Raw genomic sequence first — 24,553 nt, 5'->3', positions numbered from 1 at the left:
GCTTTGTAGGAAACCTACAAAGACGTTGGTGGCTCTGCCTCACCCCAGGCATTGCCGTACGAAGAGCGCGGCTCGCTCCAGCGCGGCCCGAGCCTCGTCGAGCGCCCGCGTGTGCAGCTGGAACACGTGCGGCACCCCGGCCACGAAGTCGAGCACCACGTCGACATCCGCCGCCCGTGCCCGCGCGGCCAGCCGCACCGAGTCGTCGAGCAGCACCTCGTTGCCCCCGACCTGCAGCAGCATCGGCGGCAGCCCGCCCAGGTCGCCGGTCAGCGCCGGGCTGAGCAGCTCCTGCACCGGATCGGCCGCCCCGAGGTACGGCGCGACGATCGAGACCAGTGCCTCCCGCGTGAAGATCGGGTCCGCCGCCGCCCGCTCGGTCATGCTCGCCCCCGACCACGTGACGTCGAAGCCGGGGGAGAAGGCGACGAGCCCGGCGGGCAGCGGCAGCCCGGCCCGTTTCGCGGCGAGCGCCGTGGTGACGGTCAGGCCGCCCCCGGCGGAGTCCCCGGCGAAGACGACCGCCGCCGGGTCCGTGCCCCGATCGAGCAGCCCCCGGTACGCGGCCAGCGTGTCCTCGACCGCCGCGGGAAACGGATGCTCCGGCGCCAGCCGGTAGTCGACGGCCAGCGCCCGCACGCCCGTCCCGGCGACCAGGTTGCCGACGAGGCTGAGATAGCCCGCCGGCGACCCCTGCACCCAGGCGCCGCCGTGGAAGAACAGAATGGTCCCGCCCCGGCCCCCGGCGTCCGGCGTCACCTCCAGGGCCGGCCTGCCCCCGAGCCGCACGGTCGCCCCGCTGATGCCGTCCGGCACCGGGAAAGTCGCCAGGAAGGCCTCGTAGCCCGCCCGCGCCTCCTCGATCGACGCGGCGGCCGGGGCCGGCGAACTGCGCACCATGGTGTCGAGAGCGGCCCGCTGGGCACGGCTCATGGCGTGTCTCCTGTCCGATGATCCATCCTTGCCGCTCCACTCTCGTGGGGTAACTTCCTGGCGGGAAGTAGGCACTTTCAGGTTCGTAAGGCACCCCCCTTCTCCGCAGGAGGCACCCGTGGCGACAACGACAGCGGCGCAGAGGCGCGCCCAGGCCAAGGCGGAGTACGACGCCTTCCTCGCCCAGTGCCCGAGCCGCAAGCTGCTCGAGCGCCTCTCCGACAAGTGGGTGACCCTGATCGTCACCGCCCTCGCCGGCTGGCGCCCGGGCAGCGGCCCCGGCGAGCCCGGGCCGCTGCGCTACTCCGAGCTGTCCCGCCTGCTGGCCGGCGTCAGCCAGAAGATGCTCACCCAGACGCTCCGCTCGCTGGAACGCGACGGCCTCGTCACCCGCACCGTCGAGCCCACCGTGCCGGTGACGGTCACGTACGAGCTGACCGAGCTGGGCCTGTCCCTGCGCGACATGATGAGCGGCATCAAGACCTGGGCCCAGGACCACATGGACGAGGTCCTCGCCCACCGCGCCAAGCACGACGCCCGCGTCGCCTGACACGGCCGTGTCCTGGCATTCGTCCCCGTCGTTGGGTCGATGTCGTAGGGGCAGGCGTGGACGGCGAGGGTCATGGGACATTGGCCGGCGGCGACTTCTGGGTAACGCCGCAGACGGTGACCGCGACGACGTCGGTCTGCGCTAAAGCCCATGGTGACTGTGGAGCTCCTGGTGGATCCGGCGCCGGGGCCGGCGGCGCTCACTCTGGACGACTTCGGGCTGCTGGAGTCCGGCAGCGTGCCGGCGGCCCCTGCCGAGAGGTGCTCCTTCGGCTTCGGTGACAGCCGGGCCGACAGGACGCTCACCTTCGCCACGGAGCGGCAGGAATGGCTGGTGCTCGGCGCCGGCTGGGCCCACGCGGTGGCCATGGGCGGCTGAGTTGAACGGCTTGCGTATCCATTTTAGGGTTTCGGCCGGCCGGCGAAGGGAGGAGCCGGCCCGGCCGCCGTTCTCAGAAACCCCTTTCGAAGCCGGAATCCGGGCGTTCGGCTGAACGGTCCTCGCGAAGGCGTCCGTCGGTCACAGTGTCAACATGCTTGACGCCTTGCTCGGTGATGGCCAGGTAATAATCGTCTCCGTAGCGCTTCACCTTGATCTCGCCGGTCCCGCGCAACTCGGCGAGGGCAGACTCGCCGCTCGGCTCGTCCGCTCGCAGGTGGGCGTTCCCCAAGACCTGGTCCGCCTTGAAGGAGCCGCTGATGTCGTGGGCGCGCCTGGCAATCGCGAGAACGATGAGGATGCGGTCGATATTGCCGAACGGCGCGAGGAGTTCGGGATCGACCTCGGGTGTGTTCGCGTATCTGTCGTCGTTGTTGTCGAGCGGTGAGTAAGACGGGCCGCTCTGGTCGTCGTCATACAGCATGGGGCCGCCCCTGAGGAAGTATCGGCCGATTGCCGGCCGGTCTGCCGCCGACGCTAAGACGGCCCGCCTGGGCAGGTCCATGACTTCTTATACCTACAGTGATCTTATGAGCACTTTGCGCTCGCGATTTGGCGCGATGCTGACGTCATATCCACGCCATATTGCGACTCGCACTTCCTGAGGCGGCGTGGTCGCTCGATGATCGGAGCGGTTGCGGCGGGGTGATGGGAGTGGTGGCTGAGCGTGCGGGTGGCTGTCGTCGATCCTCTGCCCATGTACCGCTATGGCATCGTGTCGTTGCTTGCCGGCATCGGGCATCAGGCGGAGGCTCCGGCCGACGTCCTCGACTGGGCTCGTCGTCATCGGCACGCCACAGTGCTGCTGACGGTGGACGCCGAAGCCGATTGGACTACATTGACGGCGCTTGCCGACATCGGCCGGAGCCACCTGGTCGTCGCGATGCTGACGGCACCGACCGATGCCGGTGGGGCGGCGGCCGTCCGGGCCGGTGCAGTCTCGGTGGTCGACCGGTCGGCTTCCCCCGAGCGGCTGCTCCACCTCGTCACCGGTCTGGTGTCAGGCGACGTGACCCTGCCGCTCGGAGTGTTGCGGAGACTCGCTTCCGAGCCCGACGACCCGGCCGATGACGATCGGCCGCCACCGGAGCAGCTCGCCTGGTTGCGAACCCTCGCCGGTGGTTCGACGGTCGCCGCGCTGGCGAATCAGGTCGGTTACTCGGAGCGGGCGATGTTCCGGCTGCTCCAAGGCCTGTACCGGCGGCTGGGCGTGCGCTCCCGCACAGAGGCGTTGATACACGCCAACGAGCGCGGCTGGTTGCGTGGCTGACCGGTCAGCCGGTCGGACCGGATCCGGCGGCCGTGATGCCGGGAATGAGTCGTCCCGACCCCGCGTCGAGGATCTCGATGAGGTCCTCGAGTTGCTTGACGAGTCCCGCCGGCCGGCAGATCCGGCGAGCCGTGTCGAAGGCGGATTGCGCCGAGGGCAGGACGGCCTTGCCGTACAGGAACAAGCCACAGATGGCGATGCCCTCGAAATCCCAGGCGCCGAAGTCCTTGTCCTCCCGCTCCCGGCGGGTGAAGGCCTCGTTGCGCAGCCGGCCGAAGTCGTCCTTCGCGATGTCATGCTCCGCCAGGAGATGGTGCACGATCCCCCGGACGGCGAGCACCAGCAAGGAGTCGCCCTCGGCCCGGCGCCGGTGCGCTGCCTCGATCTCCCGGCGGGCCTCCTGGAGCCGCCCGTGACGCAGGTGAACGACGGCCAGCGTGGTGCGGGCCTGCACGACGACGTGGGGATCGCCTACTCTGCCGGCGAGAGAGGCGGCCCGGTGAGCCTGGGCGAGGGCCAGATCATCACGGCCGCGGGCCAGCTTGAGGTCGGCATCGATGTCGAGAAGCGTGCATGCACCGGCCGGATCGTCGCTTTCCTGCAACAGCTTGCCCGCGCGGACGAGGCGACACTCGGCGTCCCACAGTCGCCCGGACTCGACGTCACGCCGTGCCATCTTGAGCTGAAGCGGGAAGACTTCGTCGCCGCTCGCCAGGCGTAGCGCTCGTTCCAGGTATTTGTCGCCAAGGGTGATGCCTCCGAGCCGGCGCCGACAGTCTGCCAGGCCCTCGAGCGTCTTGACCTCCGCTGGCGCGTCGTTGTACCGACGGGCCAGGGACAGCGCCTGCCGGTAGGTCGTGATGGCTTCGGCGGTCCTCCGGCGCCGAAAATGGATGCGAGCCATGTTGTTGAGGAGACGCTTCGGCGCTGACAACTCGTTGTCCATGTCGGTCATGTCGATCGCCGCTTGGTAGCACTCCTGAGCTTCGATAAGCCGGCCGACATCGGTGTACTGCTTGCCCAGCCAATGCAGGTTGTCCCGTTGCTCACGTGCATCGTCGAGATGGTCACGCAGCTGTTCCCGATGGCCGATGAGTAACCAGCTGTAACCCCACCTCGATAAATACGTTCCGTCGATGTAGCGCATGACCCCGTTCACTTGGGTGAACTCGCCGCAGGCGATGAGGATGTCGATACGCGCGCGATATGCCCAGAGGTCGCGCAGCCCTTCGATCCGGTCCTCCGGCAGGCTCGCCAGATACGCGTCGGCTCGCAGGCCGAATTCGTACCGCGCGTCCTCACCACCCAGACAGCCGATCACCCGCTCGTCGTCGGGGTAGCACAGGTAATAGCGTTCGCCCACGTGGCGGATGACGCGTCTGGAGGCGAGTCTCCGGAGCGCATGTCCGACGCTCGGTCCTGCATATCGGAGTCCGGTGACCGCATGAACCGCATCCACGTCAACGGGTATCCGATACACGGCGAGGGCGAGCAGAATGCGTTGTTCGAGCTCTGTCAGGCGAGGCACAAGGGCCTCGAAGAGGGCGCCGATCGAGTCCTGCGGCTCGGCTTCGGCCAGCATCGCGGCCACGTCGCGAATATCGGCGAAACCGGACTCCACGAGATCCAGGAGAGCGAACGCCAGCTCTCCGGTCCGGGGGTTGCCGTCGAACCGGTCGCGGAGGTCGGTCCAAGCTTTGTCGTCCTCGGAGGGGCGATAGACACCCGAGCGATCCACCGCTGTGCAGAAGCTCTTGAGCTGCTCGACTGTCATGCCGTCGTCGAACGTGTGAATCTCTGCAACTCCGAACCAGCCTTGCCTGTCCAGCGACAGCGCCGTGCGACTGATGAGGATGATCGACACAGCGTGGTCAGTGCGTTCGGATAGCAGTTGCAGTGCCTCGTTCAAGTGCCAGTCCCGCATGGTTCCTGAGTCGTCGATCAGCCGGTCGGCGCAGTCGATCGCTACGACGACCCGGCGGTTCCCCAGCGCGTCGAGCAGTGCGTCGAGCCGGCCCAGGAGGAGATCGCTCTCCCGGCCGTAGGCGCGCGCCGGGGCGCCTTTCTCCGGTCTGATCTTGTCCTGCAGAATTGCCACCAGGTCGGCGGCACCGAAACTAGGCTCCGTCTCGAGGTCGATCCACCGGACGGTGAAGTCCGCATCGGTCGTCCGCAGTTTCTCGAGGCGACGTTGCAGCGCGTAGGTCTTACCGATCCCTTCCCTGCCGGAGAGCACGAGGATGCGGAAATTCGCTCGGTCGATCAGCTGCTCCCAAGGAGCAGGGCCGCTGACCGGCGTGTCTCGGCCGACCGGGTCCGGCAGAAATGACAGTGCTGCCTTCGCGGCTCGGGCGGCGAATTCGATGAACCAGGGCAGCGCTTTGTCCCCTGCCGGCAACTCGCGGCCGGCATAGATGAGCGCGCACCCCGTGATTGCCAGGAGCAGATTGGGATACCAGTGCTTCAGGCTCCAGCCGGGCGGCGGGGCCGACTCGCGACAGGTCTGGCCGATGCGGCGAACCGCGTCACGCACGTCGTGCGGGAAAGCGGCGGCCGACCGCTTCGGGTCACCGGTCATCAGGCGGATCAGTGGGCCGCTGTCCTCGGGAAGGTCGGCCATGCGGTGAGCGAGGATCGAGCAGATCAGATAGGCGGCGTCGTAGGCCAGAAAGCCGTCGGGATCGTACGAGCTGAGATCGATCAGCCGGAAGTCGGCGCCGCCGCGTGCTCCCGTCGCCGCGACGAGAATGTTGTCCGTGTGCAGGTCGCCGTGAGTGCGTCCCCGGAAGACCTGCATCGGCCGGCCGATCAGATCGCCACCGAATCGAGTCAGATGTACGGGGTTCGGCAGTGAGCCGTTGTCACCGGGCAGCGTGTCGCAGTCGAGTTCGAGAAGCTTGCTTCGGTTCTTCCGGAGCCGCTCGTAAAGCTGGCCACGCGGTTCGCAGGTCCACTGCGCTATGCGTTGCAGATAGACGTCGGCGGGCATCTCCTCCACCCGTCTCTGCTCCCGGCCGTTCCACTCCTCGAACAATGCGTGAAGGACGACGTGACAGGTCTTTCCGAGGGCAGCGTCGCGCAGAAGAGACGTCAGAGCAGCCGGGTCGTGCCGCCTGAGCAACGGATAGTCCATGAACAGCACGGTGGAGTCCGTGTCTATCGCAACCGGCCGATCGTAGCGGACCTCGACGAGGCGTTCCCGGAACTGCTCGGGTGCTTCTTGCCTGGCCCGGACGAGCTTGTCGAAGTCCAGCCGGGTGCGCCGCCTGGGCGGCAGATACTTCATGATCAGCCGCCGCGGTTCATGGCCGGTCCGGTCGGACATCTTCACGAGAGCGACGACGGCCTCCGTCCGCCCGTCGGTCAACTCCTCGACCAACTCGATCCGCAGCGAGTCCTGACACCAGACCTCGAGCATCTCGCGGACGCGAGGGAAACGCAGCAGGAGCTTGCGCAGCGCCGCATCGAGAGGGGCATCATCGGTCATCCTGACCTCCGGACGAGGAGTTGACCGCCGCCGTAGCGGCTTGACACAGTGCCACGATGGGCTCACTCAGAGAGTAGGGGCACATGGCTGCGTCTGGCGATGCCAAGAGCAAGCGACCTTTTGACGGCAGGGCATCTCTCCTGATCGGCCTTCTGGCCGCCGCCGGGATGACGGCGATAGCCATCTATGCCGTGGCGGCCCGCGACACTGCCCCTGTTCTGGCGACGGGGTTGATGCTGGCAGGGGCGGCGACGGTCGTGGGCGGGCTGCTCGGGTTCCTCTTCGGCGTACCGAGATCCACGGCTGGAGCCGATGGTGGCGGCGTGGCGACGGGTCGCCGGTATCGGGCGAACACCAACCTCGAGCAGATTTCCGACTGGCTCACCAAGATCCTCGTCGGTGTCGGCCTGGTCCAGATCGGAGAGCTGAGCCGGCTCGGCGGCAGCCTGGTGGACAGCATCGCCCCCGCGCTGGGCGGCACCGCGGCGAGCGTGCCGTTCGGTGCCGCGCTGCTCTGCTACTTCGCGATCCTCGGTTTCCTCGCCGGCTGGCTGCTCACCCAGCTTTACCTCGGCCGCGCACTGTCCTCGGCTGATGAGGCGCTCGACCTGCTGCAAGCAGCGGACGAGGCGCAGTTCAGGGGGGCCGAAACCGAAGCGGCAGAGCTGAGGAAGGAGGCGATTCATCTGCTTGCCTCGACGGCTGAGTCGGCCAGCTCCTACGAGTCGATCCGGCGGCGGATGCCTTCCGGACGGGAGCGCACCGACAAGCTGGAACAAGTCATGTCGACCGCCCGGCGCGCTGCTGCCGCCGGCGGGTGGAGTGTAGAAAATGTGCGGGCGGCAATCGACACGGGTAGTGAAGGCGACCGCGTCCTGGCGCTCGGCGCCATGCAAGGCGACATAGCGCGGCTGGCCGACCTGGACCGGGTCGTCGGCGTGATCGGCGGCTCCGGTTCGCCTTTCGAGCAGTTTCACGGGTTGCTGACCGGGATGATGATGGTGAGCACGCTCGACCCCGGGCAGAGGCGGAGCCTGGCCGAGGCTGTGGAGGTCCAGTTGGGTCCCAATGGATATCTCAAGCCGGGCCGGGAGAGAACTCTCATGGCCCGGCGCATACTCGATGTCACCCGTGCCGGATCGACAGGTGATTCCTGAGCTGGGCCGGGGGACGCACCGCCGGAGCGGCGCGCCACCCGTGCGCTGGCCTACTTGACGGCGCCGCCGGTGATGCCGGAGATGATGCGGCGCTGGGCGAAGGCGAAGATCACGATGAGGGGGAGGCTCATCAGGATCACGTACGCGAAGACCAGGTTCCAGTTGTTCTGGTAGAGGTTGCTGCTCGCCACCGAGTAGAGGTTCAGCGGCAGCGTGGTGACCGACCCGCCACCCAGCACGAAGAACGAGTAGAAGACGTCGTTCCAGATGTAGAGGCAGATCAGGATCGTCGCCGTGGCGATGACCGGGCGCAGCAGCGGCAGGATCACCTTGAGGAAGATGCCGAGCGGCCGGGCGCCGTCCATCCGGGCCGCCTCCTCGAGCTCCAGCGGGATGGTCCGGATGAAGCCGGTGATGAAGAATACGACCAGCGACATGTACATGCCCATGTAGACGCACATCATCCCGAAGGGCGTGCTGGCCAGCCCGAGCTGACGCAGCAGGAGCACGATCGTCACCACGGCCGGCGGCAGGATGATGCCGCTGATGGCCGCGGAGTAGAGGATCGAGACCATTCTTCCCGTACGCCGGGCGAGCACCCACGACGCGAGCGAGCCGAAGATCAGCACGCCCAGCACGGCCGGGATCATGACGAGCAGGCTCCCGAAGAGGGCCCACAGCATGTCCCCCTGCGTGAACGCCTGCCGGTAGTTGTCCCAGACATGCCATTCCGACGGCAGCGACAGGTCGGGGATGTTCGCCTCGCCCTGGGACTTGAAGGACGTGATGAGCGCGAGCCACAGCGGGATCCCGATCGCGGTGACCAGCAGGACGACCACGATGACGGGGTGCACCACGCGGGTCCAGAGCACCGAGCCTCTCACGACAGCACCCGCTCCCTCTTGCGCAGATATCCGATGACCGGGAAGGCCAGGACTGTGACGATCAGGAAGAGGACGAGGCTCATCGTGGTCGCCTGGGCGAAGAGCCCGTTGCCGTACACCTTGAAGATGTAGATGTTGAGCACCTCGGTCGTCTGGGCCGGGCCGCCGCCGGTCGTGGCGAGGATCGTGTCGAAGCCGTTGAAGGAGCCGAGCAGCGCGGTCGCCACGTTGAAGGTGACGGCGGGCGCGAGCAGCGGGAACCGTACCTTGGTGAAGGTCTTCCAGACCCCGGCGCCGTCCAGCCTCGCGGCCTCGAGCACGTCCTCCGGAATGGTCTTGAGGCCGGCCAGGAAGATCACCATCGCCAGCCCCATCCACTTCCACGAGTTGACGAAGGCGACCGTGACGACGGTCCAGGTGGTGCTGCCGAGCCAGGGGACCGACACGTTCAGCAGGCCGTTGAGCGCGCCGTCCGGCTTGAGGAGGGCCTGGAAGATGTAGCCGACCGCGAGGGCCGACATGAGCACCGGGAGGAAGAACACGACCCGCGCGAAGCGGTTGAGCCGCGTGTCGCGTTCGAGGAGCAGCGCGAGCCCGAGGCCCATGCCGTTCTGGAGGATCGCGACCAGGACCGCGTACACGATGGTGATCCGCAGCGACTTCACCAGCGAGCCGTTGCTGAGTACGGACTCGAAGTTCGCGAAGCCGACGCCGGCGATGTCGTCGTGGAAGGCCGACCAGTTGGTGAACGCGTAGATGAAGTTGAACAGCGTCGGCAGGAAGAAGAACACCATCAGGACGGCGAACGCGGGCGCGAGGAACCAGCTGGGGTAGAGGCCCTTCGTCAGCGGGGTCCCCGGGGCCCGCCGCGCCGGGGTCTGCGCCGGCGCGGCGGGGGTCATGACCGTGGTCATGTCAGAAACCCTGGATCCCGAGGGCCTGGGCGAGCTGCGCAAACTGCGCCTGCGTGGTCTGGGCGACCTGCTCGGGGGTCATCGTGCCGTTGACCATGTTCGCCAGGTTGACATAGAAGTCGGGGTTGACGGCGGCGTTCTGCTGCATCGAGCCCGCGGCGGTGTCCAGCGCGGCGGAGGCGTCCTTCGCCACCTGGGGTACGCCGTCCGGGGTCGGCACCGACGGCTCGATCGACACGCCCTTCGCGGCGGTCAGGTAGTCCTTGTAGTCCGTCTGCAGCCAGAAGCTCAGGAACTGCCGGGCCGCCGCCTCCCGCTTGGCGTCGCCGGTCTTCATGGCCACCAGCGCGTTGTCGCCGCCGGGCACCGACGTCGCGACGTTGCCGTCCTTGCTGATCGGGAACCAGCCGATCTTCTTGTCGATCGTCGCCGTGTCGGCGGTCGACTGCAGCAGCGACGTGAACGACGTCAGCTGCAGCACCATGCCCGCCTTGCCGTCCAGCAGCGCCGGTCCGGACTCGGTGTACTTCGAGGTCTTGTTGTCGGCGTTGAACAACCCGTCGTCGTTCATCTGCTTGAACTGCTTGATCGCGTCGATGATCGGCGGGTCGGTGAACTTCAGCTCGTTGGAGTTCACCTTGTCCCACATGCCGTCCTTGGACTGCTCGGCGAGCAGCACCTGCGGCCACCACTGGGTGGGCCACTGGTCGCCGGCGGCGCCGAAGAAGGGGGCCGTACCCTTCGCTTTGATCTTGTTGGCGTCGTCCAGGAGCTCCTGGAAGTTCTTCGGGGTGCCGGTGATGCCGGCCTTGGCGAAGACGTCCTTGTTGTAGAAGATGCCCAGCGTCGACGGCACGTTGACGAAGGCCGCGTAGTTGTGGCCGTCGACCTTGCCGAGCTGCTGGATCGCCGGGGTCTGCTGCGCGAGCCACGGCGCGCCGTCGAGCTGCTGCAGCCCGGTGGCCGGCTTGAGCAGGGCCAGCATGCTCCCGGTCGGCTGCCACGTGGCGAGGTCGGGCTTGGCGCCGGTGGCGAGCTTGGTGGGGGCGTTGGTCTCGTACACGTCGGGGATGATGACCTTGTTGATCTTCGCCCCGGTCTGCGCCTCGAACGCCTTGATGACCCCGTCGGCCATGGTGGCCGTCTGGGTGGCCGTCCAGAAGGTGAGGGTGACGCCGTCGAGCTTGGCGGTCGGGTCGTTCCAGGTGACGCTGTCACCCGACGATCCGGCGCTGTCGCCGCTGCCGGGGTTGTTCGCGGAGCAGCCCGTGAGCAGGGCGGCGACCGCGCCGACCGCTATCGCTGCGCGGATCTTGTTCATGATCAGCTCTCCTGTCGGGGGGTGGGGTCGAGCCGGAAGAGGCGCGCGGCCGGTCCGGGGGTGGTCGTCAGTTCGAGCCGGTCGCCGGTCGTCCGGGGCTGCCAGTCGGCGAGGTGGGCCGGGTACTCCACTCGGGCGTGTCCCGCGACCTCGAGCGAGATCCGGGTGCTTCCCGCACCCCGCCACCACACCGCGAGGTACGTGGCATCGGGCGCCCGCAGCCCGAGCACCACCAGGTCGTCGTCCCACGCCGGCAGCCCGACCGGCCAGAACGGCTCGGCGAGCTTGACGTCGCCGCGGATGCGCTTGTGAGTGTCGACGGCTTCCCGGATCAGGGCCAGTTCCCGCTCGCCCATCCGGTTGAGATAGCCCGAGAGATAGAGCCGCCCGGCCAGGCCGTTCACCATGGTGAAGGCGATCTCCTCGTCGGTCTGCCCGGCCTCCGGGTACGCCCAGTTGCCGGCCTGCTCCGGCAGCATCGTCGCGGGCGCGGCGGCCGCGATGGCTGCGTACAGGCGGAAGTCCTGCTGATCCGAGGTGGACTGCAGGTCGAGCCGCGACAACAGAGCGTAATCGGAGCGCATGGCGCCGGAGGAACAGTTCTCGAAGATCACCTCGGGGTGGCGGTCGAGCACCCCGTCGAGCCACGCCAGGTGGGCCCGGTTGTGCTCGAGCAGGCCCGTGCCCGGCTGCAGCGCGTCCCGGTCGGTGCCCGGCCCGGGGGTGACGTTGTAGTCGAGTTTGAAGTACCGCGCGCCGTACTCGAGAATCAGCCGGTCGACCACCTCGTCGAGGTGCGCGCGGGCCGCCGGGTGCCGCAGGTCCAGCAGATAGCGCGAGTGCTCGACCACCCGCTCGCCGTGCCGGCTCATGAACGCCTCGACCGGCAGCTTGTCCGCGATCGGGCTGCGCACGCCGACGACCTCCGGCTCCAGCCACAGGCCGGGCCGGAGCCCCCTGTCCCTGATGTGGTCGAGGACCCGCTTGAGCCCGCCGCCGGGGAACCGGCCCGTGGCGGGCTCCCACTCGCCGACGCTGTCCCACCAGTACTCGTCGCTGTACCAGCCGGCGTCGATGCAGAAGTACTCCGCGCCGGCCGCCGCGGCCGCGTCGATCAGGGGCAGCAGCAGCTCGGTCGTCGGCTCGCCCATGAGCGTGTTCATGTAGTCGTTGAAGATCAGCGGCAGGCCGTCGTCCGCCGGGTGCGGCCGCCGCGACGCGCGCCGCTGCCGGGTCAGGCCGGCGAGCGCGCCTTGCCACCCGTGCTCCGAGACCGCGACCGACACGGGTACGGACACGAAGCTCTCGTCCGCGGCGAGCTTGACGGCCCACTGGTGGTCGCTGTCGTTCGGGCCGGTGACGATCAGCCCGTACGCGTCGGGGCCGTCGCGGCGCCCGTCGACCTCCCAGCGCCACGCGCCGTTGTGCTCGATCTGCCACGCCCAGGCGACGTCGGTGGCCGTGTCGTGCAGGACGCCGACCGGGACGAACTCGGCGGACGACCACGTGCTCCGCGCGCTCGTCACGTGCTGGCCGCGGCCGTCGTGGAAGTGCAGGTCGCTGTTGATGTCCGCGAGCCCGTCGGGGCCGCGCAGCGGGATGGTCGCCCAGCGGCCCTCGGCGCACCAGTCGGAGCGGGCACGCATGAGGTTGACGTCGCGGTCGCCCGTGGGGGAGGCCGCGAACGACGAGATCATCTGGATCACCTTGGCGATGCTGCCCCGGTTGATGATCTCCGTCCACGTCCGGAACGCCGGGACGCCGGGGTGCGCCGTGAAGACGCTCGTCGTCTCCAGGCCGGTGACCGGGTCGCTCTGCCGGATGCGCAGCTCGGTGTCCGTGGCCGTGTGGCCGGCGTAGCGCAACCGGTTGCCGGCCAGCGTGTTGGAGAAGCGGGTGTTGGTGAGCGAGTGGCCCTCGCCCAGGACGAGCAGCTCGACCAGCGGCTGCAGGCGGTCGGTGACGCGGTGGTCGCCGGTCGCGGTGCTCAGGCCGGCGAGGCGCGCGGGGGCGTCGGCCGGGATGTCCACGGTGAGCCGGATCTCTCCCGCGGCCCACTCGATTAACGTGCCTGTCATGGCTTCCCTTCGCTCGATGCCAGGTCAGCGGTGCCTCGGGGTCATGAAAACGTTTATCAGCGATTGTTTCAAGAGTTTTTCGTGAACTCGCCTGATAACGTTTTCATCACGCCGTGCGGCGCGTCCGGTGTGACCTGCGTCGCGGCCTCGCCGTGTCCTCGAACGCGCTCAGCGTGATCCGCGTCGCATCGCCGTCGGCGCCATCGCCGCCGCCCGCCCACCTGCGTGCCGTTGAGCTCCGCCGCCCGTCCGCCCGTCCGCCCGTCCGCCCGCGCGCCCGTCCGCCCGCGCGCCTGCCCGCCCGCCGCCGAGCTCCGACGCCCGCCTGCCTGCCGTTCAGCCCCGCCGCCCGCCCGCCTGCCGGTCGCTCAGCGCCGCCGTCGCCTGCTCAGCTCCGCCGTCGCGCGGCGGCCATTCCGGGACGTGGCTCAGGCGTGGGGCGGGGCGGTGCTCTCGCGGACCACCAGGTGAAGGTCGGCTCGCGGGGCCTCGTAGGCCTCGCCGGTCAACCGGCCCAGGAGGAAGCCGACCGCCGTGCGTCCGAGCGCCGCGAAGTCCTGCCCCATCGTCGTGAGGGCGGGGGTCCACAGCTGGGCGAGGGGATGATCGTCGAAGCCGACGACGCTGACGTCCCCGGGCACCCGGCGCCCCTCCGACTGCAGGCCCTTGATCACGCCGAAGGCCACCTCGTCGTTGCCGCACAGCACGGCCGTCACCTCCGGGCGCCGGGCGAGCTTGACGCCGGCGTCGTAGCCGGAGCGGGCGGACCAGTCGGTCTCCAGTGGCCTGGGGATCTTCGCGCCGGCGTCGCGGAGGGCCTCGCGCCAGCCGAGCATGCGACCGCTCGGGCGGCCCGAGCCGGGGACGGCCACGTGGTGCACGGTCCGGTGGCCCAGCGAGAGAAGATAGTCCGTGGCCTTGCGCCCGCCGGCCTGATCGTCGAAGAGCGCGCGGGGAACCTTCCGTGAGCTGCTGGACGACGAGACGGCCGCGAGCGCGAGGGTGTCCGGGAGGGCGGCCAGGGCGCGGCTGCCCTGGATGTCGAACTCCAGCACGATGGCCCCGGCCAGCGGCTGCGTCAGAGCCAGATCGACCGCCGCCCGGACGGACTTCTCGTCGGGCCGGTCGATCACGGTGATCGCCACCACGAGCCCGGCGGCGCGGGCGGCCTCCTCGATGCCCTGGATCGTCGTCGCGTACCCGTAGCGGGTCGTGTCGCCCGTCAGCACGCTGATGATCGACCGTTGCCCGGTGACCAGCGCCCGCGCGGCCGCATTCGGGTGGTAGCCGAGGTCCTGGATGGCCTGCATGACCAGCCGGACCTTGTCCGCGCTGACCGGCGTCGACCCGCTGAGCACCCGCGACACGGTGGGCACCGACACCCCCGCCGCCCGGGCCACGTCGGCGAGGACGGGTGCGCGCTTCACCGGCCGGCTGTTCACGCTGATCAGCGTACTCAGCACCGGACAACCCCCGGCGACGGCCGCCGCAAAAGCCATCCGCCGCACCCCGGCCGGCGCCAATGGCAATCACGTCGGCGATCCGGACTGGAATGACGGCTGCCCTGTCGGCGATCCGCCCCCTGCCACGTCATGGACACCGGCGCCGCCCGGGGTGATCCGGCAGCGGGCGTGCCGGCGGACGGCGGGTTAATCGGTTGCCGCGCCGCCGGGACGGACGATAGAAAGCGGCGCATGCTGCGTGGTGACAAGGTGGGGCTGCGGGCCCGGGAAGCGGCGGACGTGCCGGTCCTGCACGACGAGTTGCACGGCGACGTGCTGACGTATGCGCGCGGGACGAGCCGGGCGTGGACGCCGATGACGGCGGGCAGCGCCGCCGACCCGTGCGGCCTGGCGCCGGAGGACGACCTGTCGCGGGCGCGCTTCTCCGTCGTCGACGTGCGGAGCGGCGAGCTGCTCGGCCAGTGCGGCCTGTTCGGCATCGACCCGCTCAGCCGGAACGCCGAGCTGGGCATCAGCCTCCGCCCGGGCGCCCGCGGCCGCGGCTTCGGGGCGGACGTGGTGGCGGTGCTCTGCTGGTACGGCTTCGACGTCCGCGGCCTGCACCGGATCGAGATCGAGACGCTCGCCGACAACGCCGCCATGCGAGCCACGGCCCGCGCGGCCGGCTTCACCGAGGAAGGGCTCCGCCGCCAGGCGGCCTGGGTCGACGGCACCTTCCTCGACGCCGTCCGCTACGGCCTTCTGGCCCCCGAATGGCGAGCCTCCCGCCCCCGACCGTCGACGGCCACGACTGCCTGACGCGCCAGGGCGGAACCCGCGCCGCCCGGCCTCCGGAGGGGGACCGGGCTGACTGACCCGCCGGAGCGGAGACCGCGCCGGCCACGGGTGGGACTGCCTGACGGCTACATCCGCGTCACTGGCAACGACGGCCCGACCCGCTACGACGGCGTGCCGCTGCCGCTGCCGCTGCCGTTGCTGCTCACGCTGCTGGTGCCGCCGCCGTCGCCGGTCACCGGGGGCGAGTTGTCGCCGGTCGGCGTGCTCTCCGGGTCGGTGGTGGGGTCGTCGGTCGGCTCGTCGGGCGTCGGGGTGCTCTCGGGGTCCTCCGGCTCCTGCGGGTCCGTCGGCTCGTCGGTCGGGTCGTCGGTCGGCTCGTCCGTGGGGGTCGAGGGGCCCGACGACGGCGGCGTGCTCTCCGCCGGGTCCGTGGGGTCGTCGGTGGGCTTCGCCGTGGGCCTGGTGGACTTCGGCGGCTTGGTGCCCTCGTTGTCGTCGTCGTCCGAGTAGTCGCCGCGCGTGGTGCGGTCGACCGGCACCGCGTAGACCGGGGCGGTCGTCGTCGCGTCGGTCGCCGTCGGCGTGGTGGCCCGCGGGGACGCGGAGCTCACCGGCGGGGTGTCGATGGGCTGCGGGGTGGGGGCGATCGCGGCGCCGTCGACCGCGGCCTCGGCCGTGCGGCCGCCCGGGTTGCCCGTGCCGTTGGCCAGCTGCAGGCCGAGCACGCTGACGACGGCGGTCGCCACGGCCATCGAGGCCACGGCGGCCGCGCGGCGGCGGGAGCGCTGCTGCGGCCGGGAGCCGCCGGGACGCGTGCGCGACACGACGGACTTGGGCAGCAGGCCGGCGGGCCGTGACGGGGTGACCGCGGACGGCACCGTGGCCGCCTCCACCGACGTCGCCGGCGTGCCGGTGGCGCGCGGGACGGCGGGCAGCAGCGCGATCTGCGGGCGCAGGGTCGGCACCAGGCCGGCGGCGCGGCGCAGGACGGCCCGGGCCTCGGCGGCGGTCGGGCGTTGCTCGGGCCGGTCGGCGGTGCAGGCCTCGTAGAGCTTGACGATCTCGCGCGGCAGCCCGGAGATGCGGGGGAGCCGGGGCGCCGGGTTGTTGTGGCGCTGGGCGAGGATCTCGCCCACGCTGCCGCCCTGCCACGCGGCGCGGCCGACGAGGCACTCGAAGAGGAGCAGGCCCAGCGCATAGACGTCGGCGGCCGGATAGGTCGGCTCGCCGCGCAGCTGCTCGGGGGCGAGGCTGACCGGGGTGCCCCACAGGTTGCCCTGGGTGTCGACGCTGTTCTGCCCCGCGGCGGCGGCGATGCCGAAGTCGACGACCTTGACGCCGCCGCCGGAGGGCAGCATCACGTTGCGCGGCTTGATGTCGCGGTGCACGAGGTCGCGCTCGTGGGCGGTGGCCAGCGCGGCGGCGGTGGCGGCGCAGATCACGGCGGCCTCGGGCCACGGCAGGGCGCCGTCGCGGGCGATGCGGTCGGCCAGCGTGTCGCCGTCGATGAACTCCATCACCAGATAGGGCACCCGGTGGCTGCCCTCGGTGGCCTCGCCGTAGTCGTAGACGCGGGCGACGTTGGGGTGGTTGAGCCCCGCCGCCGTCCGCGCCTCGCGCAGCACCTCCGCCGACGGCTCGTCACCGTCGGCGCGATAGGACGAGAAGACCTTGACGGCCACCCGCCGCTTGAGCGTGCGGTCCCAGCCGCGGTGCACGACCGCGCTGCCTCCGCGTCCGACTGCCTCTTCGACCCTGTAGCGTCCCGCGAGCATGCGCACCACGGGCACCTCCCCGATTTTGCTGTTCCTCCCCGTTACCCAGAGTCGTCACGCAGCGTGTCACGAGGAGTCGACAGATACTCGGCGCCACCGGGTGAGCTGATCCTACCGGCCCGCGTCAGGGGAGGCCATCGCGAAAAAGTGTCGCGTAAGCCACGTGATCCACATGCAACATTTCGCGTGTCACCCAGCGTCACCGGATTGCGTAACGTTACGACCACTCTCCGAAGTGGGAAACCTCGACAGCATCGCGCGTACGGTCTCCGCGTCCGTGTTCGCGCCGAAGAGCTCGGTGCCGGGCTCCATCCGTACGCCCTCCGTCAGCGCCCCGGCAATGACCGGCTCGAACCCGAGGGCGTCGACGAACGCGGCGACCTCGGGCAGCGACGAGTCCCCGGCCACGGCGATCGCGCGGCGCCCCGGGTCGCCTGTCGGCCGCGCGCCGCTCTCCAGGTCGTGGTAACCCATGTGATTGAACGCCTTCACTACGCGTGACTGCGGCAGGAAGGCCTGCACGATCTCGCTCGACGACGTGAGGTCGTCGCGCACCCCGTCGACCTCCCACCAGTAGTTCATGGCGTCGACGACGAGCTTCCCGCGCAGCGCCTCCACGGGAAGTGTCGGATATCTGCTCAGCGGCAGCGCCAGCACGACGATGTCCGCGCGGGCCGCCGCCTCCGCTGCCGGCACGGCCACGGCGCCCGGCGTGAGCACGCTGACGATCAGCGAGATCTTCGCCGGGTCGCCGGAGCCGGCGATCAGCACGTCGTAACCCGCGGCGACGGCCAGCCGTGCCAGCACCGTGCCGAGCTTGCCGGCGCCGAGGATGCCGATCGTCGTCACTTCGCACTCCCGACCAACTCGCGAACCATGGGCGCCACCTTGCTGCCGAAGAGCTCGACCGCCCGCGTACGGGCGCTGACCCGCTGTTCCCCCGCGGAGTAGATGAGGTCGAAGCGGCCCACGCCCAGCGTCTGCACGGCTGCCGCGATCTTACGTGCCACGGTCTCCGGCGAGCCGATGTACATCGACCCGTGCGCCACCTCGGCATCGAACTCCGCCCGGCGCAGCGGCGGCCACCCGCGCAGCGCGCCGATCCGGTCGCGGATCACCTTGTACGCGGGGTAGAACAGCTCCTTCGCCTCCTCGTCGGTGTCCGCCACGAAGCCGGGGGAGTGCATGCCGACCGGATGCGCGACCGTGCCCAGCTGCTGGGCTGCCCGCTCGTACAGATCGATGTAGGGCTTGAAGCGCGCCGGATCCCCGCCGATGATCGCCAGCATGAGCGGCAGCCCGTGCCGCGCCGTCCGGACGACCGACTGCGGCGACCCGCCCACCCCGACCCAGGCGTCGAGCCGCCCGGACTCCGTCTTCGGGTAGACGTCGGCGCCGGTCAGTGCGGCCCGGGTCGTGCCCTCCCACGTGACCGGCTTCTCGTCGAGCAGCTTGACGAACAGGTCGAGCTTCTCCTCGAACAGCACGTCGTAGTCGCCCAGGTCGTACCCGAACAGCGGGAACGACTCCGTGAACGACCCGCGCCCCAGAATTGCCTGCGCCCGCCCCCGCGAAATGGCGTCCACGGTGGCGAACCGCTGGAAGACCCGCACCGGGTCGTCCGAGCTGAGCACGGTCACGCCCGAGGCCAGCTTGATTCTTTCCGTACGTGCGGCAACCGCGGCCAGCACGGTCTCCGGCGTGGTGATCGAGTACTCGGGCCGGTGGTGCTCGCCGAGCGCGATGACGTCCACGCCCAGCTGGTCGGCCAGCACCGCCTCGTCCACCACCTGACGGATCGCGGCGGCCTGCGTGACCGGGGCGCCGTCGTCGTCCACGGGCACGTCCCCGAAGGTGTCGAGCCCGAGCTGAAGCTCGCTCATGGAACCACTCCTCCACGTCATTGACACGTCAACTTGTATGATTGACACGTCAAACAGAGGAAGGCGCCGACTTATGCCCCGCCGACTGCCCACCCGTGACGAGCTGCACACCTGGCGCGAGTTCGTCGAGATCACCGAAGCACTGCGCGCCGCCGTCGCCGCCCGCCTGCAGAGCGACTCCGGCCTCTCCGCGGGCGACTACGCCGTACTCCTGGCGCTCAGCGAAGCCACCGGCCAGCGCCTGCGCTCCTCGGACCTGGCCACCGCCGTCGGCTGGGAACGCAGCCGCCTCTCCCACCACCTCGGCCGCATGGAGCGCCGCGACCTGATCAGCCGAGGCCGAGCCACCGACGACAACCGAGGCGCCCTGGTCACCCTGACCCCGGCGGGCGCGACGGCCTTCCGCGAAGCCACCGCCCCCCACCTCCGCGCCATCCGCGACCTCTTCGTCGACGCCCTCACCCCCGAGCAACTGGCCGCCGCCGCCGACCTGGCCGCTGCCCTCCGTCTCCGGCTCACGAAGTAGCTCGACGACCGGCCGTTGCTCTCGACAATGGCGCCGGAGAAGGAAGAAAGAACGCCGCAGAGGAAGCCGCGGTCGCGGAGGAGCAAGCATTTCTCGACCTGGCTACGGCCCGGCGCGACAGGCTCGTCGCTCACCTGACGGCCGAGCTCGCGCCGGACGCCCCGAACGCGATGGAACAGGCGCGCCACCGCCTGCTGCGCCGGCAGCTCGAGGAGCTGGAGCGAGCACAGGAGGGGCTGGTCTTCGGCCGCCTCGACAGCCTCGACGGCACTGTGCGGCACATCGGCCGGACGGGCCTCCGCGCCGATCGGCGACATCGACCAGGCGGAGGCGGCGCACCGGCACACCACCTGGGAGCAGGCGGTGCAAGCCGCGCTCGGCGACCGCTGGACCGCTGCGGAGCTGACCGTCTGCTACCGGACCCCGCGTGAGGTCATGGAGCTCACCGAACCCGTCCTGCGGCGAGCCGGCAGTCACAACGCCCCGCCCCGGGCGGTCCGCTCCGCCGGCATCGCCCCCTGGGTGCTGACGACCACGCCCGCCTGCCTGGCCGGCGCTGTCGCCGAGGCGGTGCGGCAGCTGGAGCATCGGTGGCACGGCGGCACGGTCGGCGTCATCGCTCCCGCCGATCGCGTCGCCGGTCTGCGGGCCGTGCTGGGTGACGTGCCGGTGCTCACCGCATCCCAGTCCAAGGGGCTGGAGTGGGATGCGGTGCTCCTCGTCGACCCGCCGGGCATCGCCGCCGGGCCGCGCGGCTGGAACGGGCTCTACGTCGCGCTCACCCGCTGCACGCAGGAGCTCGGACAGCTGGTGCTCACTTCATGAAGGGGTCCCAGCGCTCGAGGTCGCGGAGCCAGGCCTTGGCCGAGCTGTCGGAGGGGGCTCGCCAGTCGCCGCGGGGGGAGAGGGAGCCGCCGGCGCTCACCTTGGGGCCGTTGGGCATGGCCGAGCGCTTGAACTGGGCGAAGCCGTAGAAGCGGCGGCAGAAGACCTCGAGCCAGCGGCGGATGGTGGGCAGATCGTAGGCGTTCCGCTTGTGGTCCGGGAAGTGCGGCGGCCACGCCCCGGCTTCCGTGTCGTGCCAGGCGTGCCAGGCGAGGAAGGCGATCTTGGAGGGGCGGAAGCCGTAGCGCAGGACGTGGAAGAGGGTGAAGTCCTGGAGGGCGTACGGGCCGATCTTGCTCTCGGTGGACTGCAGCTCCTCGCCCGGGACCAGCTCGGGGCTGATCTCCGTGTCCAGCACCGACGAGAGCACGTCGTTGACCGCCGCGTCGAACTGGCCGCTCGTGATGACCCAGCGGATCAGGTGCTGCATGAGCGTCTTGGGTACGCCGCCGTTGACGTTGTAGTGGCTCATCTGGTCGCCGACGCCGTACGTGCTCCAGCCCAGCGCCAGCTCGGACAGGTCGCCGGTGCCGAGCACGATGCCGTTGCGCCCGTTCGCGAGGCGGAACAGGTAGTCCGTACGCAGGCCGGCCTGGACGTTCTCGAACGTCACGTCGTAGACGGGCTCGCCGGCCGCGAACGGGTGATCGATCTCCTTGAGCATCAGCCGCGCGGTGTCCGTGATGTCCAGCTCGGTGGCGGTGATGCCCAGGGCGCGCATGAGCGCGTGCGCGTTGGACTTCGTACCCGCCGAGGTCGCGAAGCCGGGCAGCGTGAAGCCCAGGATGTCGGTGCGCGGCCGGCCCGCCCGGTCCATCGCCTGCGCCGCCACGAGCAGCGCGTGCGTCGAGTCGAGCCCGCCGGAGACGCCGATGACCACCTTGGGTCCGCCGATCGCCGCCAGCCGGGTCTGCAGGCCGGCGACCTGGATGTTGTACGCCTCGTAGCAGTCCTGGGCGAGCCGCTGCACGTCGGCGGGCACGAACGGGAACCGCTCGACCCGCCGGCGCAGTCCCAGGTCGGCGTCGGGCGCGTCGAGCCGGAACGCGATGCGCCGGAAGCTGTTCGTGCGCTCGGCGTGCGTACGCCGGTTGTCGTCGAAGGACCCCATCCGCAGCCGTTCCTGCCGCACCAGGTCCAGGTCGACGTCGGCGATGGCGGCCCGGTCGTCCTGCGGGAAGCGGTCGGTCTCGGCGAGCAGCACGCCGTTCTCGAAGATCATCGTCTGGCCGTCCCACGACAGGTCCGTGGTGGACTCGCCCAGGCCGGCGGCCGCGTACGCGTAGACGGCCAGGCACCGCGACGACGCCGACCGGCACAGCATCTTGCGGTCCTCGGCGCGCCCGATGGTGATCGGGCTGCCCGACAGGTTGAGCAGCACCGTGGCGCCGGCGAGGGCGGCCTCGGCGCTCGGCGGCACGGGCACCCACATGTCCTCGCACACCTCGGCGTGCACGACGAGGCCGGGCACATCGTCGGCGGCGAACAGCAGATCCGTACCGAAGGGAATGTCCTGCCCCGCGAACCGGATCGTGCCGCCGCGCTCGTCGTCGCCGCCCGCGATCTGCCGCTTCTCGTAGAACTCGCGGTAGTTGGGCAGGTACGACTTCGGGGCGATGCCCAGGATGCGGCCGCGGTGCACGACGACCGCGCAGTTGTAGAGCCGGTTGCGGTGCTGCAGGGGCGCGCCCACGACGAGTACGGGCATCAGCCCGGCCGATCCGGCGACGACCTCGCCGAGCGCGGTCTCCACCTCGTCGAGCAGCGTGTCCTGCAGCAGCAGGTCCTCGATCGAGTAGCCGCACAGCCCGAGCTCCGGGAAGACCGCGACCGCCACCCCCTCGGCGTCCAGCGCCCGGGCCTGGCGCAGGATCGCGGCGGCGTTGGCGGGCGGGTCGGCGATGGTCGTGTGTCCGGTGCACGCGGCGATGCGGGCGAACCCGTGCTGGTAGATCGATCGGAAGTTCACCCCGTCATGATCCCCTACCCGCGCTGTTCCTAACGCGCATAACGCTCATGCACGATTGCCGGCTGCTCCAGGACCCGGCCGGCGGCGGCGTCGCGGGCGAGGCGGAGGAACTGCGCGTGCGTCCAGGCGAGCGGCGTCGCCGAGTACGTCGGCGTGCCGGGCACCTTCCCGGGCGGCGGCCGGTCGTCCCACACCTGCTCGGGCAGCATCGACCCCGGGCCGGTCGCGCGGGCCATGTCGCCCACCCGGCGCTGCGCGGACCGGCCGAGGGCCAGCTCGTACTCGCCGCGCTCACCGCTGAGCAACGGCCACAACCGGCCCCGGCTGAGCAGGGATCCGTCCGGCTGGCCGTACTCCCACTGCGACCCGTCCGCCTGCTCGCCGAACCCGTCGAACGACGCCCGGTGCCAATAAAGACCATTCCCCGTCCGTACGCCGAGCTGCGCATCGATCACCCGCACACTGTTCGCGACGTCGGGGTCGCCGGCGGGGAGCACGCCGAGGCGGACCAGCTCGAGGAAGCTGGGGTCGACGACACGCCGCTGGTCCACGTTCACCGGTCCGCTGTCACCGATCGTGTAGGGCGTACCCGCGTCGGGGTTGCCGTCCTTGGTCAGCCGGAGGAAGTAGGGCTTGTCCGAGTACGGGCCGGTCGTCGTGAGCGTCCAGTCCTTGACCCGGGCCTGCCACTCGTCGGCCGTGGCCAGGTAGCGTCCGGCGCGCGTGGAGTCGCCGTGCCGCCGGGCGAGGTCCGCCGCGCACACCAGGCCGGCGATCTCGGCGGCGATCGTGCCGGGCGACCAGCCGGACTGGTTCTCCCAGCGCTCCTGCGGCGACCACGGCGCCTGGTCGTAGCCGATCAGGAAGTCGGCGGCGGCCCGGACGTGCTCCCAGGTGTTCCCGTCGGTCCGGCGCAGCTGGTGGGCGAGCACGATCGGCAGGGCCACCTCGTCGAGCTGCAGCCCGCCCCAGAACGGCGTGCCGTCGACCTTCGAGTTCTGCGGGAACGATCCGTCGGCAGCCTGCTGCACCTCGAAGAGGTAGTCCAGGGCCCGATTCGCCCCGGCGACGTCTCCGGCGGCGACGAGCCCGGTGGCGATTTGATACAAATCACGGGACCACACCAGGTGGTACGGGCCGGAGGGGTCGTCGGTGCCGAAGGCCCACGGCATCGCGGGCGCGGCGACGAAGGCTCCGCGATAGGTCTTGTCCTCCGCCGCGGCGAGGACCAGGGCCGACGTGCGCCACAGTTGGCGTTCCCGCTCGGTGCGCAGAGTCTTCGGCGGGCGCTGCAGACCGTGGAGATAGGCATGCCAGCCGGACGCATAGTCACGCGCGATCGCCGGGAAGCCGCGCCGCAGGCTCGCCGTCGCCGTGGCGGACGCGCTCGCCGGAGTGCCGAAGCCGAGCGCCAGCGTGGCGTGACCGCGACGCAGGCGCAGGGCGGCCGTCTGCACGAGGTTCCCGGCGCCCGCGGAGGAGTAACGCCGGTCGAGCCGGCCGTCGCCGAGCAGATCCGTCCAGCCGTCGCTCGTGCCCCGGAAGCCGTTCGACGTCGCCGTGAAGGCGGGCTCGGCCACGAACGCGCTGGCCGCGCCGCCGTCCGTGGCGAGCAGCGTGCCCCGGTCGGTGCGCCCGCTGTCGTTGCCGCGCGTGTTCGCCAGCGCCGGGTCGTAGACGGCGAAAAGGTCGTACCGGCCGCGACCGTCGAAGGTCACATCGGCCAGGACGGTGGCGCGGGCCGGGTCGCTCGCGTAGGTGGCCGTGAGCCGCCAGCGGCCGTGCCGTTCCGTGAAGGTCTGCCGGAAGCTGAGGCTGCGCCCGTCGGTGACCGTGGTGCGCACGTCGGCCGCCTCGGCCGCCCGGACGGCCCGCCGGCGGTCGCTCACGACGAAGTCGAGCGTGCGGGCGCTGGGCGAGTCGGCCGTGGGAAAGTAGATCTCGCCGAGCCCGCCCTCCTTCTGCACGGTGAACCACACCTTGCTGGCCAAGGTGTGCGAGGTGCCGATGCCGGACTTGTCCGCGGGCAGGTACTGCTCGTCGACGCCGGGGGCGCCCGGTGCGGCGCCGGAGGGTGCGCCCGCGGCGGGGACCCCGGTCAGGGCGAGCGTCAGGACTCCGGCGGTGACCAGCAGTGTGTGCGCCACGATGCGCCTCCTCGAACGAACCGTCCGTCCGAGATATACACCGCCCAGCCGATCGAGGCATGTCGATCATCCGGCGCTCGGTGGCCGGCGGCCGGC

At 70.4% G+C, this 24,553-nt stretch carries 20 protein-coding genes; 7 read left to right on the top strand and 13 right to left on the bottom strand.

Annotation, left to right across the window (positions count from 1 at the left end; translation table 11 throughout):
- Positions 1-39 precede the first annotated feature (39 nt).
- Positions 40-933: an alpha/beta hydrolase gene (locus RBH18_RS15310; protein ID WP_306208167.1), complete on the bottom strand. Its 894-nt coding sequence runs from the start codon at positions 931-933 to the stop codon at positions 40-42.
- A 118-nt stretch (positions 934-1,051) separates the two neighbouring features.
- Between RBH18_RS15310 and RBH18_RS15305 the strand changes: the two genes are divergently transcribed.
- Both RBH18_RS15305 and RBH18_RS15300 read left to right on the top strand, forming a co-directional pair.
- The gene (locus tag RBH18_RS15305; RefSeq protein WP_306208165.1) at positions 1,052-1,483 is read left to right on the top strand and encodes a winged helix-turn-helix transcriptional regulator; all 432 of its coding nucleotides are present in this window, start codon (positions 1,052-1,054) and stop codon (positions 1,481-1,483) included.
- 150 nt (positions 1,484-1,633) lie between these two features.
- Entirely contained in the window at positions 1,634-1,861 is a 228-nt protein-coding gene (locus tag RBH18_RS15300; RefSeq protein WP_306208163.1) for a hypothetical protein, read from the top strand.
- Between the two features lie 73 nt (positions 1,862-1,934).
- On the opposite strand, the gene RBH18_RS15295 is transcribed toward RBH18_RS15300, so the two are convergent.
- The gene (locus tag RBH18_RS15295; RefSeq protein ID WP_306208161.1) at positions 1,935-2,345 is read right to left on the bottom strand and encodes a hypothetical protein; all 411 of its coding nucleotides are present in this window, start codon (positions 2,343-2,345) and stop codon (positions 1,935-1,937) included.
- Positions 2,346-2,618: 273 nt separating this feature from the next.
- Between RBH18_RS15295 and RBH18_RS15290 the strand changes: the two genes are divergently transcribed.
- Positions 2,619-3,191 carry a helix-turn-helix domain-containing protein gene (locus RBH18_RS15290; protein WP_306208159.1) on the top strand — a complete coding sequence of 191 codons (573 nt, stop codon included), beginning with the start codon at positions 2,619-2,621 and terminating at the stop codon, positions 3,189-3,191.
- Positions 3,192-3,195: 4 nt separating this feature from the next.
- Here the strand turns inward: RBH18_RS15290 and RBH18_RS15285 are convergent, their stop codons facing one another.
- A complete protein-coding gene (locus RBH18_RS15285; RefSeq protein ID WP_306208157.1) occupies positions 3,196-6,678 on the bottom strand; it encodes a tetratricopeptide repeat protein in 3,483 nt (1,160 codons plus the stop codon).
- Positions 6,679-6,761: 83 nt separating this feature from the next.
- Between RBH18_RS15285 and RBH18_RS15280 the strand changes: the two genes are divergently transcribed.
- A complete protein-coding gene (locus RBH18_RS15280; RefSeq protein ID WP_306208156.1) occupies positions 6,762-7,835 on the top strand; it encodes a hypothetical protein in 1,074 nt (357 codons plus the stop codon).
- A gap of 50 nt (positions 7,836-7,885) precedes the next feature.
- Here the strand turns inward: RBH18_RS15280 and RBH18_RS15275 are convergent, their stop codons facing one another.
- The 5 genes from RBH18_RS15275 to RBH18_RS15255 all read right to left on the bottom strand — a co-directional run bounded on the left by RBH18_RS15275 (position 7,886) and on the right by RBH18_RS15255 (position 14,531).
- Positions 7,886-8,719, bottom strand: coding sequence for a carbohydrate ABC transporter permease (locus RBH18_RS15275; RefSeq protein WP_306208154.1), 834 nt, complete (start codon positions 8,717-8,719; stop codon positions 7,886-7,888).
- Positions 8,716-9,633, bottom strand: coding sequence for a carbohydrate ABC transporter permease (locus RBH18_RS15270; RefSeq protein WP_306208152.1), 918 nt, complete (start codon positions 9,631-9,633; stop codon positions 8,716-8,718). The genes RBH18_RS15275 and RBH18_RS15270 overlap by 4 nt, the downstream gene beginning before the upstream one ends.
- Position 9,634: 1 nt before the next feature.
- Positions 9,635-10,954 carry an ABC transporter substrate-binding protein gene (locus RBH18_RS15265; RefSeq protein ID WP_306208150.1) on the bottom strand — a complete coding sequence of 440 codons (1,320 nt, stop codon included), beginning with the start codon at positions 10,952-10,954 and terminating at the stop codon, positions 9,635-9,637.
- 2 nt (positions 10,955-10,956) lie between these two features.
- On the bottom strand, positions 10,957-13,032 hold the full coding sequence (locus RBH18_RS15260; RefSeq protein ID WP_306208148.1) for a glycoside hydrolase family 36 protein: 2,076 nt from the start codon (positions 13,030-13,032) through the stop codon (positions 10,957-10,959).
- Positions 13,033-13,460: 428 nt separating this feature from the next.
- Positions 13,461-14,531: a LacI family DNA-binding transcriptional regulator gene (locus RBH18_RS15255; RefSeq protein ID WP_306208146.1), complete on the bottom strand. Its 1,071-nt coding sequence runs from the start codon at positions 14,529-14,531 to the stop codon at positions 13,461-13,463.
- Positions 14,532-14,726: 195 nt separating this feature from the next.
- On the opposite strand from RBH18_RS15255, the gene RBH18_RS15250 reads away from it, so the two are divergent.
- On the top strand, positions 14,727-15,293 hold the full coding sequence (locus tag RBH18_RS15250; RefSeq protein WP_306208144.1) for a GNAT family N-acetyltransferase: 567 nt from the start codon (positions 14,727-14,729) through the stop codon (positions 15,291-15,293).
- A gap of 140 nt (positions 15,294-15,433) precedes the next feature.
- On the opposite strand, the gene RBH18_RS15245 is transcribed toward RBH18_RS15250, so the two are convergent.
- From RBH18_RS15245 to RBH18_RS15235, 3 genes are all read right to left on the bottom strand, one after another.
- On the bottom strand, positions 15,434-17,062 hold the full coding sequence (locus RBH18_RS15245) for a serine/threonine-protein kinase (RefSeq protein WP_306208143.1): 1,629 nt from the start codon (positions 17,060-17,062) through the stop codon (positions 15,434-15,436).
- 174 nt (positions 17,063-17,236) lie between these two features.
- The gene (locus RBH18_RS15240) at positions 17,237-17,896 is read right to left on the bottom strand and encodes an NADPH-dependent F420 reductase (RefSeq protein ID WP_306208141.1); all 660 of its coding nucleotides are present in this window, start codon (positions 17,894-17,896) and stop codon (positions 17,237-17,239) included.
- On the bottom strand, positions 17,893-18,930 hold the full coding sequence (locus RBH18_RS15235; RefSeq protein WP_306208139.1) for an LLM class flavin-dependent oxidoreductase: 1,038 nt from the start codon (positions 18,928-18,930) through the stop codon (positions 17,893-17,895). Before RBH18_RS15235 ends, RBH18_RS15240 begins: the two co-directional genes overlap by 4 nt.
- Before the next feature lie 73 nt (positions 18,931-19,003).
- Between RBH18_RS15235 and RBH18_RS15230 the strand changes: the two genes are divergently transcribed.
- On the top strand, positions 19,004-19,456 hold the full coding sequence (locus RBH18_RS15230) for a MarR family winged helix-turn-helix transcriptional regulator (RefSeq protein WP_306208137.1): 453 nt from the start codon (positions 19,004-19,006) through the stop codon (positions 19,454-19,456).
- A gap of 363 nt (positions 19,457-19,819) precedes the next feature.
- Positions 19,820-20,281 carry an ATP-binding domain-containing protein gene (locus tag RBH18_RS15225; RefSeq protein WP_306208135.1) on the top strand — a complete coding sequence of 154 codons (462 nt, stop codon included), beginning with the start codon at positions 19,820-19,822 and terminating at the stop codon, positions 20,279-20,281.
- On the opposite strand, the gene RBH18_RS15220 is transcribed toward RBH18_RS15225, so the two are convergent.
- A complete protein-coding gene (locus RBH18_RS15220) occupies positions 20,271-22,310 on the bottom strand; it encodes an NAD(+) synthase (protein WP_306208133.1) in 2,040 nt (679 codons plus the stop codon). The genes RBH18_RS15225 and RBH18_RS15220 overlap by 11 nt on opposite strands.
- 29 nt (positions 22,311-22,339) lie before the next feature.
- Complete coding sequence (locus RBH18_RS15215) at positions 22,340-24,457, bottom strand: glycoside hydrolase family 15 protein (RefSeq protein ID WP_306208131.1); 2,118 nt, start codon at positions 24,455-24,457, stop codon at positions 22,340-22,342.
- Positions 24,458-24,553 lie beyond the last annotated feature (96 nt).

This window comes from Actinoplanes oryzae (genome assembly GCF_030757795.1).
In the GTDB taxonomy this organism is placed as follows: domain Bacteria; phylum Actinomycetota; class Actinomycetes; order Mycobacteriales; family Micromonosporaceae; genus Actinoplanes.
Note: the sequence above shows the minus strand (reverse complement) of the source record. Positions and strands in the feature narration are given on the sequence as shown.

Excerpts from the sequence above, each read along its gene's own strand:
- RBH18_RS15300 (WP_306208163.1), top strand. The coding sequence starts at position 1,634 with ATGGTGACTGTGGAGCTCCTGGTGGATCCGGCGCCGGGGCCGGCGGCG.
- RBH18_RS15230 (WP_306208137.1), top strand. The coding sequence starts at position 19,004 with ATGCCCCGCCGACTGCCCACCCGTGACGAGCTGCACACCTGGCGCGAG.
- RBH18_RS15285 (WP_306208157.1), bottom strand. The coding sequence starts at position 6,678 with ATGACCGATGATGCCCCTCTCGATGCGGCGCTGCGCAAGCTCCTGCTG.
- RBH18_RS15250 (WP_306208144.1), top strand. The coding sequence starts at position 14,727 with ATGCTGCGTGGTGACAAGGTGGGGCTGCGGGCCCGGGAAGCGGCGGAC.
- RBH18_RS15280 (WP_306208156.1), top strand. The coding sequence starts at position 6,762 with ATGGCTGCGTCTGGCGATGCCAAGAGCAAGCGACCTTTTGACGGCAGG.
- RBH18_RS15310 (WP_306208167.1), bottom strand. The coding sequence starts at position 933 with ATGAGCCGTGCCCAGCGGGCCGCTCTCGACACCATGGTGCGCAGTTCG.
- RBH18_RS15260 (WP_306208148.1), bottom strand. The coding sequence starts at position 13,032 with ATGACAGGCACGTTAATCGAGTGGGCCGCGGGAGAGATCCGGCTCACC.
- RBH18_RS15270 (WP_306208152.1), bottom strand. The coding sequence starts at position 9,633 with ATGACCACGGTCATGACCCCCGCCGCGCCGGCGCAGACCCCGGCGCGG.
- RBH18_RS15265 (WP_306208150.1), bottom strand. The coding sequence starts at position 10,954 with ATGAACAAGATCCGCGCAGCGATAGCGGTCGGCGCGGTCGCCGCCCTG.
- RBH18_RS15295 (WP_306208161.1), bottom strand. The coding sequence starts at position 2,345 with ATGCTGTATGACGACGACCAGAGCGGCCCGTCTTACTCACCGCTCGAC.
- RBH18_RS15255 (WP_306208146.1), bottom strand. The coding sequence starts at position 14,531 with ATGGCTTTTGCGGCGGCCGTCGCCGGGGGTTGTCCGGTGCTGAGTACG.
- RBH18_RS15290 (WP_306208159.1), top strand. The coding sequence starts at position 2,619 with ATGTACCGCTATGGCATCGTGTCGTTGCTTGCCGGCATCGGGCATCAG.
- RBH18_RS15235 (WP_306208139.1), bottom strand. The coding sequence starts at position 18,930 with ATGAGCGAGCTTCAGCTCGGGCTCGACACCTTCGGGGACGTGCCCGTG.